This window comes from Stenotrophomonas sp. (assembly GCF_050737075.1).
Classification (GTDB): domain Bacteria; phylum Pseudomonadota; class Gammaproteobacteria; order Xanthomonadales; family Xanthomonadaceae; genus Stenotrophomonas.
On the sequence record NZ_JBOHXV010000069.1, the window covers coordinates 1 to 13,152 of the forward strand.

The following is a 13,152-nucleotide window of genomic DNA, read 5'->3' on the forward strand; positions in this document are numbered from 1 at the left end:
ATGCTGGTGCTTGGGCTCCATGACGAATATGACATCGGCCCAGCGGATATCCGCTGGGCCGATGGGTCTGCGTGCATGCGGACTGGTTCCCGCCGAGCGCGCATTGAAGCCCGCTCGACGCTGCCAGATCGCTTCACCGGTAGGGCTGCGCAGCTGGTTGCGGCTGCAGACGAACAGCAGGTTGGTCACAGTTGGTCCAACAATTGCCGGGTGCTACGGATGGGATAAGCGATACCAAGCTGGCTTGCACTTACCAGCTTGCATCCCCTTCTTTTCAAGCGTGTACTTGGTGGATTTCGCCTCGCAGTCGCCGCCGAAGTTGCAGCACTTTTGCGGAACCGGCCAGGGCATGATGCGCAAATACTTGAGCATGATGAATGACAAAGGGCAATCGGCAGCAACGAAACGACACCCTTGCCGGCGGTGGCCCAGCTGCCGGAATTTGACAACAATCTGTTCCTGTGGGGACTTGCAGGCTTTTGCCACGAGTATGTCACTGCAGCGATGAGGTCTCACCGAGTCCGGTGCGCTTTGGCAGGTGCTACAGCACGTTTCGATGTGCGAGCGCACGCAGGTAGCTTGCCCCTGCCGGCGTTAGGCGCTCGTCGAAGAATTCCAACCTTTCTAGATCTTCGAGATAGCCAGACGGAAGGTCTCCTGCAATGCGGTCGAAAGCTCTCTGGACTCCTGTCGGAGACAAGCGGAGTAGTTTTTCCTTTCCTATCTTTTCTATCACGTGAGAAAGCGTGAATCGATTCATCCCCTCATCGGGTGGAATCAACTCAAAGTCTGGCCCATGCTTTCGCACCCTTTCCATCATCATACGACGATTCAACTTCGCGACTTCTCGCTGCAAACTAGCCAACTCTTGTTCTTTCGCTTTCAACTCATTTGAAAATCGATCCTTCTCCTCTTTCTGCAAGTTCGATCTTTCAATTAAATCGCGAACCATCCTATTCCGCTCTTCCATTGCCTTACTGACTTCCTGCTTCTCGTCTTCTAGCTTTTTCTTTGTCAGATCAGCAACTTCGCCACCACCTTTGTGGCCGCCGTCTTGAAGATAATTACGCATTGACGAGTAGCCTTCATCTAGATGACGAAGCCTCTCGCCAAATCCACTTTCCATCTTTGCCAACAACTGCGCGATGTCTCGAGTGAATTTGTATGTGTTGTCATAGAAAGCGTTACTGGTATCCGTCGCCTTGAAATAGAAGAGCGCGGCCAACGCAACTGAGAACATCGCCAAGAGCAATGATAGAAGCGTGGGGAAGTCGACCTTGAACTCCAAGGGAGTTTGATAGATCTTCACGGAAACAACACAGACCAAGATCAGCGAGCACGCGGCCTTCACTACCTCCCATACGAATACCATCTTCTTTTCTTCTGCAGACATGGCAAGCCTCATTTTCCTTTGGCATGAAACGTCCAGCGCGTCGTAGACATCCGCCAGACCTCCTTAGTGGTCGCGATCGGCCTCGAATCCAACTGATCGGTGTAATTATTAGAGCTCGGCTCGAACCACTGAGTGATCCACTCTGGGCCAGCGCCTCCTGCGTCGAACCCCAGGATCACTTTCTGGAAACAAGAACGGGCTCATGCAACAATCAACCCATCACTGTATTCCAGTCAATGTCGTAGCCAGCAGCACGCAACTCTTTACCCAGGGCGAGTCGCCATCCCCCACTGCGATCCATGTCAGTCCACACAACGCCAGCAAAATCACTAGGAATATCAACGGAACCTTTTCGCAACGCACATACATTTTCCCTGCCGAGTCGCGCCATAAAATAACCCAACTCCAACAATACGTTCTGACGAGCACGCAGCGCCAGCGTCTCCCCGCCTACGGGCCTTCCTTCGTCGTCAGGCGTCAGCAGTACGATGGCAAAGCCAACGTCCGCATGCGCTTCGACCTTCTCTATGATGGTGCGACCGCGACTGGCCTGTTCATGAAGAATGATTGGCGTGAGGCCTAAGTCGGAAACAAACCGCGCCGTGGCCTCACGAGCTTCGCCGTCATGCCCATGAACGATAAAAATCTTCTTTGATATCTCTCTGATGAGCGCCACCTTCACGGCTCCATGCCTGCTGACATACATCTTGTAATCTCTAACGAAAGGAATAATCAAATCTCGCGTCATTGAATGCAAGCCAGACATAAGATTACGCCCAGAGTTGAAGAAATGGTGCGAGAAGTTCAGAGCATGCTCGGGGCGCGACGTCAGATCCTTAAGCAGGAGCAGCATCATTCCCAACTGCTGGGCAGGATCCTCAGGCCAAACGATTCGATGGCTGCCGGCCATGCTTCCACCAGTTGCTTCACTAGCGGCAAGGAATGCTGGGTAGTCCAGGCCTTCTGTCAGCCTTTCATTAATTGCTCTCAAATCCTCATGGTTAAGTAGTCGACCCAACGCGCGAAATGGTCGCTCGTAGGTCTGATAGCTTGCACCTTGAAGATCAAGAACGGCGGCCTTGATTTGCTCGAAGACATCAACACTGGTCATTCTTCGTCACTCTCTAACCTTGCCTGCGCTGCACGATCAATGATCCGGACGCGATATTGCTCTTTGAGTGATTCAGTGATCTGGGAGACTATGGGATTGCCAGCCCATGGCTCAACTTTTGAATCGATGAGTGATCTGACCTGCTGTATGGCGGCCTCAATACTGCTTGGCTCATTTGGATCGAATGTCACTCCCCCCAAGTCCCCATCCAGTTCCGCTATGGCGCTCTTCGCTTGTTCCAACTGCCGGGACAGCTTATCCAAGCCGGACACCTTGATCATGACAACTCCTCCATTGAGTGTAGGTCCGTGAAACCGCGCATTGAGTCTAACCCTCGAGCTGATCTGCAGACTGCGGCCCGGCCTGCAACTCACAAATTATCGCCAAACCACCAACGATTTGGCAGGCTTCCGGATCCGGATAGTTCATCGGGGGCCATGTCGCCCCCACCGCCTGAGCACACCCGATGCTTCGGACAATGCTGCGACCGAAGGACGCTTGTATCCAGGTAGCGCCCTAGGGCGAGCCATCATGATTGCCGCAGTAGCTAGAGGGTTTATTTAACAGAACAGAATCGGGTCAAAAAGAAAAGGGCCGATGCATCTCTGCGTTGGCCCTTGTTCCAAAACTAATTTTAGACGGGTACGGCGAGATCTGACCCGGCGCATCCCTGCCGCCCGCTACCGAGACTTTCGAACAACGACTTGGCCGTTGCTTGACTGGACGAAGAACGAACCCCTCTTTGCCGGCGCCGAACTTTTGAGGTCAGAAACCTGACCATTGAACTGGGGCGCAATGATCCTAGCTTGCTTTTCTCCGCGCCCATGAGGTGCCTTGAAGGCGGCGCAGTTGAGTGCATTAAGCGTCATGGTTGTACCCGACGTGTTGATGGATGATTTCCGGTTCGTTGAGGAATGCAAATGGCATGCCACGTCGCATCAAGCCAATCCGCGTTCGGCCTCCCACTGTAGGGATACCCATCGCAAACTTCTGTATTGCGGACTCGGCATTCACCAATGTGGAGACCAGGTCAACGGCCGACTGTACCGGGAGGTTAGCCCAATCAAATTCCGGGCTACCATCAGACCATGATAAGGCGGCCGGGACCATCTCATCAATAGTTGCTTCGAACGGTTCTGGAACAGCCACGCCTTGGTTTCGTAGTTGAGTGAGAACAGAAGCCACTACGCTCTCTCGATGCGTTGCCAAGCTATCCGCAAATGACCGATTGATAGCCCACCTCGTTACTGGGTTGATCCCTAGCAGCAGACTGGCAATTGAGTTGGCCTGGCCTGCCCAGGCAGCGCTATGGTGGGTCTGCTCAAACAACTCGGTCGCCGCGTTTTGCGCCACGCTTACGCGAATAACCTTAACGTATTCATCTTCCTTCCCATATCCCGCGATTAGGAACTGGAGATCGTCCAAGACTCCGTAGGCCGCAGGATCCACACCGTCGAATCCAACTTGAACCTCCCACAGCGGCCTAACATACTCCAGGAACGCACCTACAACGTCTTGTACAGATCTAAAACCATGCTCTTCAGTCCGGCATCTACGTCGGAATCGATCCGCGATTTCAGCGATTACTATGCCGTTAAGAGACCCGAGCCCTGAAGTAGTCGCCGCGACTGAGCACTCAATGTTCTGCTCATCATCGTCTTCGTAGAGCAAGAACATTTTCTGCACCCCTCCCATGATGTTAGTGGGAGTTGGAAGCAGGTGCCTTTCATCGTAAGCGAGCAGAAGGCGTCCCTGAGGATCGGTCATCAGGTTGCCGTCTCCGTCTCTCGCAAGTGCATCCGGTGTTCGGAACGGGAAGTACGCCCGCTCTACGATGCTAGAAAGCGAATCGCAACCAAGAACCACGCCATGGTAGGTCGCTACAACGACATTGGTGGTCATCCTTGCCCCCGTTCGAATTTAGTGCCCTGACAAACCATTTTGATGGACAATTCCGGCGGATATTAGCCCGCTACCTGCTTCCGCACCAGCGCTGAAAGCTGCTAGGCCTGCCACGGCAACAACCACAAATAACTCTGCCTTTTGTCTCGGCGTTATCGCCACGGGGTAGTCGATCTGCCTCAAAGGAGGCTGATCGTAGCCTTACGTGTTTGGGAACGTGGGAGTAGAGTGAGACTAGGGTGATATACGAAAAAGGCCTGCGCCATAGGGCGCAAGCCTTTGTTCGTACACCAGTTTTGGTCGGGACGGCCGGATTTGAACCGACGACCCTCTGCCCCCCAGGCATCGCTACTGTCGACGCCAAGCATCTGATTCTATAGGTTTCGTCGTAGCCAAGGCGGCTACCCGAACGCTCAATTGCGGCCGATATGTATCAATAGGTTACAACCCGATAGGGTGATGCGGACATGCGAACACTGGCAACGCTGAAGAGCAATGTCTGCTATCAGCCAGAAGCGGACATCTTCATGGGAAGCCGCGCCGGAAGCACTGGCTAATGTCCGCTTCAGGTCGGAAGCAACCCATTAGATCACCATCAGGCTACCGCGCCCTTTGGGCTCTATCGAACCGTCGGGCTAGCGCAAAAGCGCGATGACGAAGGCTCTGCGGAAAATGTTCGTTGGCAGCCACCGCATTTGCCAGCTTGGCCAGTTCGCTGTCCAGGCTTGCCCCATCTTCAATCCACCGAACGGCTAACTCCGCCCAATAGGGAGTTGGCCAGCCAAGCCCAGCTTTGATGGCCCCACGCACCAACTCTGGCGACGTGACGTCCTTATGCGGCGACTCAAGGAGCACAACAAGCTCACGGCTGTCCACTGGTCTTCCCTATATCGTGCGTTGCGCGGATTGTCCGCTCTAGTTTGGATGCTGCCATGTCGAGCCCACGACTGCTTTCGGCCAGAAGCGGATATCTGGCTAATGCCACCCTGGCGACTAATGCGCCGACACGGCAACATAGGTGCTATTCCCGCGCCTAAGCGAAAAGCTGCCCGGCTTTTCGCGGCCAATCCGCTGGAACTCGACAGTCATATCTTGCGCGGTCGTGAAGAACCGGGTCGTCGACTCCGCAAACAGCTGCATCGGCTGCTTGGCGAACAGTTCGCTCTGGAGATACAGGCGGTTTCCCTCAGCAATGATCTGCGCGGGTTTTCCCTCCAGGATGTAGTTGCCCGCAAACGTCGCGTTGGCCGCGGGGTCAGAGGACACCGCAACCTTCTCGGTGACTTGAAACTCCGGCCAGCTGTACTCGGCAGCCACGCTGACAAGAATTTCGTCGATCAGAGCTGCGCCGTTGTCGCTATTGGTCATCACCACCACGCCTTGCCCGGTGTGTGTGTAGCCGTACAGCTGGGAGCGGAACCCGTCCGTCCCCCCCCGAGTGCGAAAAGCTGGTGCCGCCGCCCAGCTCCTCTACAAAGAGCCCCAAGCCGTACTCACCCAACCCTCGTCTTAGCATCGTAGTGGTCATCGCACTGGACAGCACCTTGCCGGGCTTGCCGGAGTACGCCTGTTGGATGTCGACCACTACCTTAGCCAGATCGGTCGGAGTCGTCCAAAGTGCGGCCGCCGCAGATTGCGGAAAAACATGCCAGCCGCCGGCGAGGGGCTTTTGGTCGCTGTCGTGGGCAGTGGCGGCCCGCGCCTGCCAAGCCGACGGTAGCGTCAAGGCGAACGTACTGTCCTTCATGTCCAGCGGGTTGAGGACCAACGCCTGCATCAGTTCCGGAAACGTGTTTCCAGCTGCATCCGTCATCATCAGCTGGACAACGCTGTAGCCACCTCCGGAGTACTTCCATTCGGTGCCGGGCGTGGCTTCGACACGAACTGCCTCAGAATTCGCCACACCATCCAACACCTGCAGCAGAGTGGGCACCCGCTGGCCCCGTGCGTAGCCGTAGAAGCCATGGACGCTCATGCCGGCGCTGTGGTTGAGCAGACCACGTAGCGTGACAGGGCCTTGCCGGGTGAAGTGGTTATCCGGAATCTTCCAACTACGGAGCTGCCCGTTCGCTGGAGCATCTAGCGACAGCTTGCCCTGCTCGACAAGGTACAGCGCGCCGAGTGCACTGATCGGCTTGCTGATCGAGCCAGCCTGAAACAAGCTGGCAGGCGTGGCAGCCCGTTGGCTGGTCGTATCGATCACGCCGTAGCCGCGAGCCCATTCGATACGTCCATCGTTGATGAGGGCAATGCTCACTGATGGGACGCCATAAAAGGCCATGCGTGAGGCAATCGACGCCTTCTGGCCGGGTGCGCCCTTGACGACTACACGGCTGGAAAGCCCCTGCTCTACCCGGGCAACCCGGGCGTGGATTGCAGGAGACGGCTCCTGCGCAGCTGCCAATGGCGCCACGGCCGTCATCATGATGGATACAAGGATGAGACGGATGCGGAGCGGGCCGGGAAACGGGCTTGCCGGCGGGTTGGGGTTGACGCTGAGCATGACTGAGCCTTCTGCGGAAATGGAGACATGAGGAACCGTAAGCACTTGCCCTCGTTATCGCTTTAAGATTTCGTACGTCGGCACCTGAAGTCTCGGCGAAGGCACAAAGTCCGCCATTAGTTCCATTCCCTCACGTACGGCCTCACAAGTGTTGCGATGCGTTCGATCCCGGTCGGCGGGAGGAACATCGAGTCCTCGCGGCGCGTGTTTAAGTTGCGCCATTCGCTGGAGATCGCAATCCAGAGGTCGACTTGTTCGATAGGTATCCAGTGCATTGACCAGTATGGAAATTTCCGTAGTGCGCCCTGCCGCCGACCAAGCTCTTCCACATCGAAATGGCTGGTGGCGTTAAGAATTCTGGCAAAGGCTAGGGCAACGCCGTCTTCAGGCCCCTCCACGTACTGCAGGAATCGGGTCCCATCGCACAAAAGAACGCCAGTTACCCCAGCTATAGAGTTGTGCGTGGCAGCGTCGCGCACCAAATCTTCGAGCTGCTCCACAGTCACCCATGGAGCAACTTGGCTGCAGTAGACAAGCGCGTGTATCGCCATCCGTTTCTCTGAATTCAAGAGCTGTCAAAGTATAAACGGCCGTCGACTGGCTAGACCTTTACTGAACCGTTCAGCGACTGCATGTTTGGCCGTCATGTCAGTGGGGCCATGCTGCAACCACTACGCTCTAGCCGTGCGATATCCCTTGCATGCGCGCCCAGCCTCTTAGGTAAATGCGCCATGTCCCCCGCCAATGCGCCGTTTCAGGTCCATAGGATCAATGCCAACCGTGTCCAACTGACAGGATTGATTGCAGAGCTTTTGTCGATCGACGCAACCTGCCCTGCCTGCAAGAAAAGGGACAACCTTTCCCTTGCTCGAGGATTGGCCGACGGGGCTGACGGCGGCGCAACCTTAACCTGCGGCGGTTGCACCCATTCCAGCCACCTCGCCAGTGGTGTAGTGAATGAGATTTGGAAAACTCAACAACGACGTGATTTGCTGCTCGTCGCGAACGGCATAGTCACGCTCCGGGACTCGCTATAGGCAAGTACCGGGCCGACCGGGCGACGTAAACAAGGACTAAGGTGATCTGGCGCAATCAAAGCTGACCCTAGGGAATCAGCCACTTAGCAAACCCGTGGGGTCAGCTTGGGGTCACCCGCTACCGCTTCCTGGCGGCCCTCGCTGCTTGTAGCTGCTGCAGGTAGCGGTCCACCTCCTCGCGCAGCCGCGCGTGGTGCCGCTCGGCCCATACCTCTACGCCTGCCATGCCCTGTTCATAACCGCTGCAGAGAACGCACTTTCGCTCCGCCGTCGGACGCTGGCTGTTCAGGCTGACCCACCACGTTTCCTCGCCGACCCGCTGATACAGCCTTGCGACCTCGACGCAGTCGAGGAGCAGGGAATTGGGATGGGCGAAGGTGGCGGTGCCGACGGCGTGCCATCGAAAGTCGGGCGGGAGCATGGTGCGCAATCCTACGGATCCGGCTCTCAGATCCTGCGACGGTTGCGCGACCCTAGTCCGTCCGCGGACCCGTAGCTGAGAGGGCAAATTTATGACCGACCTCGACCTGCGGATCCGCGCCGCGTCCTGCTGGAGCCAGCCCGAGTTTGGCGGCGTCTCCCCCGTTGTTGCCGCATAGCATTGCTCCGACATGGTGAAGGCGATGCGTAGGGCGCGCACAGCCCTGGAATGAATGGCTATTCCCACCGGCAGCCGCTCAGGCACTTAGCCCCTCAGATGTACCCTTCGTGCTTCGCCCAGGATATGAGCTCAATGGTCGTTCGTATTCCCAGGTTCTGCATCACCGAGTATTTGTGCGACTCGACTGTTCGGCATGACAACCCCAGCTCGGCTGCGATCTGTTTTGCCCGCAGGCCCCTGGCAGCAAGTCGCACCACTGCCAACTGCGCTGACGACGGGACGAACTCTCCGGGCCTGGTCCTAGCCGGTTGATGGAATTCGACGCTGGGGCTTATGAACATCTCGCTACGCACAGCCCGACCGATGGCCGTTAGGAGCTCATCACCCGATGCCTGTTTCACAACGTAGCCGACGGCCCCGGCGGCGATGCACTTCCTCGCCATCTCGATGTTGTCGTACATGGTCAACATCACGACCGGCACCAGGAAGCCGCGGAGGCGGAGCCTTACCAGAGTCTCGATGCCGGAGATGCCTGGCATACCAATGTCCAGAAGCACTACGTCCGGAATCCCGAGCAAGATGGCGGCCAGCAGCGCCTCGCCTGTGGGAACCACATCGATTCGCTGCACGCGGTCCTTGAGCAATTTCTGGACGCCATGTGCTACGACCAAGTGATCTTCAGCCATCAACACCGTAAGGCTTGAAGTATCCGGTGCCATCTCGCCTCCCCTTGCGTACGGGATATGCATGCATAGGGCTAGGCCAGGTCCAAGGGGAGAGCGAGCACGACTTGCGAGACCCTGCTGTACCTAGCCGACCACTGCCCGGACTGACACCCCTCGGCTATTGACTGGGACGTTGCTCCAGGCCACGTGAAGATGGGGAGAAAGGGCACGCGCCAACGCGGTCAATGCCGCGACGCCTCGTACACACAGCACCCTATCTTCATCTACAGCAGTACTATCCCTTCCAACATATCTAACTTGGCTGCTCCAATGCCGGACACTGGCGACTTCTACCTTCATGCGGTTTCCGGCGTCAAGGAAAAGGATTCGGGGCGATTCACTGAGATAATGTGGATACGTGCCACCTGTTCAAAATGCCGCTATATCGTTCAGGCGCGGCAACTACCAGAGCTGGAGAGCGTTGCCGGGGGGACAATCCTTTGCTGCCCGCAATGCGGCGCGCGGCAAGCGATCAGCAATGCCAGATTTGACATCTTCACCAATCGCGCAACAGCAAGCGCTGAAAGGGCGCCAAGTGAGCGCTAGGCGATGTAGGGAGCCGCAATCTTGCTAAGTCTATCCAATCCGGTAGGCACGTGCCGAGCTATAACCGTCCGCCGGGTAAGGCTCGTCCAGTCGCTGAAGGCTGCCTCTTTTAGTTGTGTGTCGGCAACGGGAATCCAACGCATTGACCAATAGGGCATGCGACGCTGGGACACAATCCCCCGCGCGAGCTCGATTATCTCTCGGTGTTTTCGGGAGTTGACGATCCGCGAATAAACCAAGGAAACGCCGTCGTCCGGCCCCTCGATGTACTGAAGAAAACGAGTTCCGTCGAACAGAAGGACACCGGTAACCCCAGCCAGCCTGTTGCGCAAAACCGCATCTTCCACCAGCTCGTTTAGCTGTTCGCTGCTCAAATCCAGTGCAGCCTCACTGGCGTACACGATTGCTTGCAGACTCATTCGGCGATTCTCCCTAGACTCTTGTGCGTCACCCTCGACGAGCAATCATCCTAGCTTCTCTCCTAGGTAGCTCACCGTGACGAAACGTCAGATTCACAAGTACCTGAACGCGTCTCTGAACCGTTCACAGAGTCTTCAGCACTATCCGGCTGCTTGGTCGACTCGATCCCTCAGTGCTTCCGTTTCCGCACGGCGGCACGAATGTGATCTCCGACTACATCCATGGCCTGCCGGGTGGCCAAATGATGCATCTTAGATTCGCCAGCTGCGTCGCTCTCAACATACGCATCAACTACCTGGCGCCAAAGTACGAGTAGCCGCTCCGGCTCGGGGGATGCTGCAATTACGGCAAGTAGTCCGTACTCAAGCCCCTTGATGTAGCCGCGCGAAACCTGAACCTCGCGCTCGCATCGTTCAATGCGCTGGAGCAACTCCGCTGTTACATCGTCCATTGGCAAGGTCCGGGGCAAGTCGAGGTGCATTGTAGAGCCATGCTCTAGACGGATAGCTCGATCAGGTGAAGATCGGGTGCCGCTTCTAGCAAACGCCCTCTCTGCACCCACACGTTGTATGGAATCGAACTGTTCAGCTGTCCGATCGCCCGCATCTGTGTCCCGTCATACGCGGTCAGGCTACTAGTGCCATCTGCGTTGTGCGCCGTCACCGTTGCGAGTAGCCGGGGAGCCGCGCCTAGGAGTCCGTCAAACTCGTCCCACAATTCAGTCCGCATCGGTGTAGTGCCTCTCCAAGGTTATGGTCTGCTCGACAACAAAAGCACCGTCGCCGGCCCGTGCCTCCGTCCGCACAGCAGTGCATAGCCCGTGCCATATCCCCTCTTCGCCCACGACCTCCACCAAGTCCAGGGGGAGAACCCGCCCCACCTCGCCGGACTTCACCGGTCCGCTGAATAGTGGCAGCACCAGATCGATGGACGCCTGCTCGCCACGGTCAGCAAGAATGTTCCGCCCCCGCTCCGCGCCGGCGGCCGCCGTATTGATGAGGGGACTGCTTACCTGCGGTGCAAACAGCTGACCAGCCTCGCCACTGCGCCGCACCTTGCAGGTCACCCCCTTACCCGCCAGCTCACCGGTCACCACGACCGCATCATAGAGCGGCGCACTGCGCACTTGCAGGCTTTCGTTGGTGACGATGTCCTCATGCAACACGTGGGTGGGAGCGCGCTCCTTCCAGTGCCACGGGCTCTCCGGATAGCGAGCACGAATGCGCAGTAGTTGGCCTGCCGGATCCGACTGCACTACCCCGCCACTAGCCTCAGCGAGCCGGCTAATGGCATCCAGGGGCGGCGTAGCGTCATAGAACCATGCCCCCGCTGGAACCACCCAGTCCACAGTGTCGTAGGACGCGGTGAAACCGGTATCGGCTAGCTCCTCATCGACCAGCTGGGCGACCGTTCGGTCTTCAGTCGTGACCTTGACCCTCGCAGGCGCATAGGGTGCAGCTAGTAGAGCGGTGCGCGATCGACCGGCCAGGTTGACCCCGTTGCTCGCCCACTCCCGCCGGCTGCTGTAGCTTTCAATCAGCGCCGTCCAGACATACCCGTTGAGGGTCACCTCCACCTGGCGCGGACCCGCCGCCGATGGCTTGAGCAGAGGGAGCTGAGCGATGTCCGCAAGCTCGAAGTCGAAGGTTGACCCCCACGCGTCGCAGCTGGAACTGATCGTCACCGACGACACCTCGATTGGGGTTCGGTCCGGCAGGCGGACCATAGAAATTGTGTTGATCACAACGTACGTCCTTTGATGTGGGCGGACCACGTAGCACGCGGCGACACCCAGGTTGAGAGCAGCCACGCCGCGAGCGGCCAGCGGCAGGCAAGATAGGTTCAGTCCTACGCGGTCGCCCGCCATCCGCGGCGGGTCCGGATCGGGCTCCGGCGGCTTGAACGGTGACCGCACAATCCATGGCAGGGGCTTTGCCCGCCCCCAAGGAAGATCTCGCTTTCCCGTCCACCGCCCCGGCGGCTGCCAACGGATGGCGTGGGTTTGGTGCGTGCGGTTGGGTCGCGCCCAACGCATGCCCAGTTCCTGAGCGACGGCCGGCAATGATCCGTAAGGCAGCTGCCATGCGCTATCCACCAACTCACTCGCCCGCCAGCGCAGGGAGGCGCCACCGCGCTCCCGCCCAAGGCTGACCCAGCAAATAGCCTGGTTCGCTCGCACCTCCTCCATCACCCCCGACCAAGGCAGCCTGGTACTGCCGGCGGCCGTATCCGCAATGGACCAAGGCAGCGAGACCGCCGCGCCGGTGCCCCCCTGCTGTTGGCCCCAAGTTAGCAGCGCGCTATTGCGGGCGTGGTCAGCCTGCTGCCAGCGAACGGTGCTCAGGCGACTTAACCGTTGGGTGCCTCGCCATCGCATGCGGGCCGAGCTGCGCAGGGCCTCCATGGTGGGCTCCAGCGGGTCCACCTCCTCCCAACCCACGCCAAGGTTCAAGCCGACACGCAGACCCGTCCCGAGCGAGAGAGGGCCGAGGTTCAGCGGGACACGATTACCGGCAGCAACCACGCGCTACCCCTCCACGGCCGGGCGCACCCAGTCCTGGACCGCCGCGTTCTGCTTGCCCGAATCGTCATAGCCAATCACGGTCAGCACCAGGTCTGGATGCAGCCGATCAAGACGCCACGTGCCATCGGGCTTGCTGAACAGACTGGCGATGCAGTTGGTGGTGCCGCGATCAAAAACAAGGATCCGACCCTGTGCAGGCTGGTTCAAGATTCGGAAGCGGCCGTCCACCCCGTCGGGATCTGAGGTCGAGGGCGCCTCACCCGCAAGGAACCCTTTGCCCGCGTACGCCTGCGCGCTGGACACACGCATGCCATAGCAAACACCGCCGCCCAGCGGAGCCCATTTGACTGGAGAGGCCCTGAACCCGAATCGGATCGCAACGAGGCTCAT

13 protein-coding genes and 1 pseudogene are annotated in these 13,152 nt (G+C 58.1%); 1 reads left to right on the top strand and 13 read right to left on the bottom strand.

All coding sequences use genetic code 11. The features are described 5' to 3' along the window. From ACREPD_RS15570 to ACREPD_RS15605, 8 genes and pseudogenes are all read right to left on the bottom strand, one after another. Window positions 1-189 (bottom strand): annotated as a pseudogene (locus ACREPD_RS15570) (phosphotyrosine protein phosphatase); the annotation flags it as partial. A gap of 352 nt (window positions 190-541) precedes the next feature. Next, a complete protein-coding gene (locus ACREPD_RS15575) occupies window positions 542-1,393 on the bottom strand; it encodes a hypothetical protein (RefSeq protein ID WP_431600168.1) in 852 nt (283 codons plus the stop codon). A gap of 211 nt (window positions 1,394-1,604) precedes the next feature. Continuing rightward, the gene (locus tag ACREPD_RS15580; RefSeq protein WP_431600169.1) at window positions 1,605-2,504 is read right to left on the bottom strand and encodes a TIR domain-containing protein; all 900 of its coding nucleotides are present in this window, start codon (window positions 2,502-2,504) and stop codon (window positions 1,605-1,607) included. After that, window positions 2,501-2,785, bottom strand: a complete 285-nt coding sequence (locus ACREPD_RS15585; RefSeq protein ID WP_431600170.1) for a hypothetical protein — start codon at window positions 2,783-2,785, stop codon at window positions 2,501-2,503. Before ACREPD_RS15585 ends, ACREPD_RS15580 begins: the two co-directional genes overlap by 4 nt. Before the next feature lie 577 nt (window positions 2,786-3,362). Beyond that, on the bottom strand, window positions 3,363-4,406 hold the full coding sequence (locus tag ACREPD_RS15590) for a hypothetical protein (protein ID WP_431600171.1): 1,044 nt from the start codon (window positions 4,404-4,406) through the stop codon (window positions 3,363-3,365). A 993-nt stretch (window positions 4,407-5,399) separates the two neighbouring features. Then, window positions 5,400-5,774: a hypothetical protein gene (locus ACREPD_RS15595; protein ID WP_431600172.1), complete on the bottom strand. Its 375-nt coding sequence runs from the start codon at window positions 5,772-5,774 to the stop codon at window positions 5,400-5,402. Next, on the bottom strand, window positions 5,764-6,909 hold the full coding sequence (locus ACREPD_RS15600) for a serine hydrolase domain-containing protein (protein ID WP_431600173.1): 1,146 nt from the start codon (window positions 6,907-6,909) through the stop codon (window positions 5,764-5,766). Before ACREPD_RS15600 ends, ACREPD_RS15595 begins: the two co-directional genes overlap by 11 nt. A 116-nt stretch (window positions 6,910-7,025) precedes the next feature. Next, window positions 7,026-7,460: a BLUF domain-containing protein gene (locus ACREPD_RS15605; protein WP_431600174.1), complete on the bottom strand. Its 435-nt coding sequence runs from the start codon at window positions 7,458-7,460 to the stop codon at window positions 7,026-7,028. 180 nt (window positions 7,461-7,640) lie between these two features. Between ACREPD_RS15605 and ACREPD_RS15610 the strand changes: the two genes are divergently transcribed. Then, entirely contained in the window at window positions 7,641-7,946 is a 306-nt protein-coding gene (locus ACREPD_RS15610) for a hypothetical protein (protein WP_431600175.1), read from the top strand. A 118-nt stretch (window positions 7,947-8,064) separates the two neighbouring features. Here ACREPD_RS15610 and ACREPD_RS15615 read toward each other — a convergent pair whose 3' ends face one another. From ACREPD_RS15615 to ACREPD_RS15635, 5 genes are all read right to left on the bottom strand, one after another. After that, the gene (locus ACREPD_RS15615; RefSeq protein ID WP_431600176.1) at window positions 8,065-8,367 is read right to left on the bottom strand and encodes a hypothetical protein; all 303 of its coding nucleotides are present in this window, start codon (window positions 8,365-8,367) and stop codon (window positions 8,065-8,067) included. A 272-nt stretch (window positions 8,368-8,639) separates the two neighbouring features. After that, window positions 8,640-9,233, bottom strand: coding sequence for a response regulator transcription factor (locus ACREPD_RS15620; protein WP_431600177.1), 594 nt, complete (start codon window positions 9,231-9,233; stop codon window positions 8,640-8,642). Window positions 9,234-9,814: 581 nt separating this feature from the next. Continuing rightward, complete coding sequence (locus tag ACREPD_RS15625; protein WP_431600178.1) at window positions 9,815-10,237, bottom strand: BLUF domain-containing protein; 423 nt, start codon at window positions 10,235-10,237, stop codon at window positions 9,815-9,817. A 719-nt stretch (window positions 10,238-10,956) separates the two neighbouring features. Further along, window positions 10,957-11,982, bottom strand: a complete 1,026-nt coding sequence (locus ACREPD_RS15630) for a hypothetical protein (RefSeq protein WP_431600179.1) — start codon at window positions 11,980-11,982, stop codon at window positions 10,957-10,959. Window positions 11,983-12,765: 783 nt separating this feature from the next. After that, entirely contained in the window at window positions 12,766-13,152 is a 387-nt protein-coding gene (locus ACREPD_RS15635; protein WP_431600180.1) for a hypothetical protein, read from the bottom strand.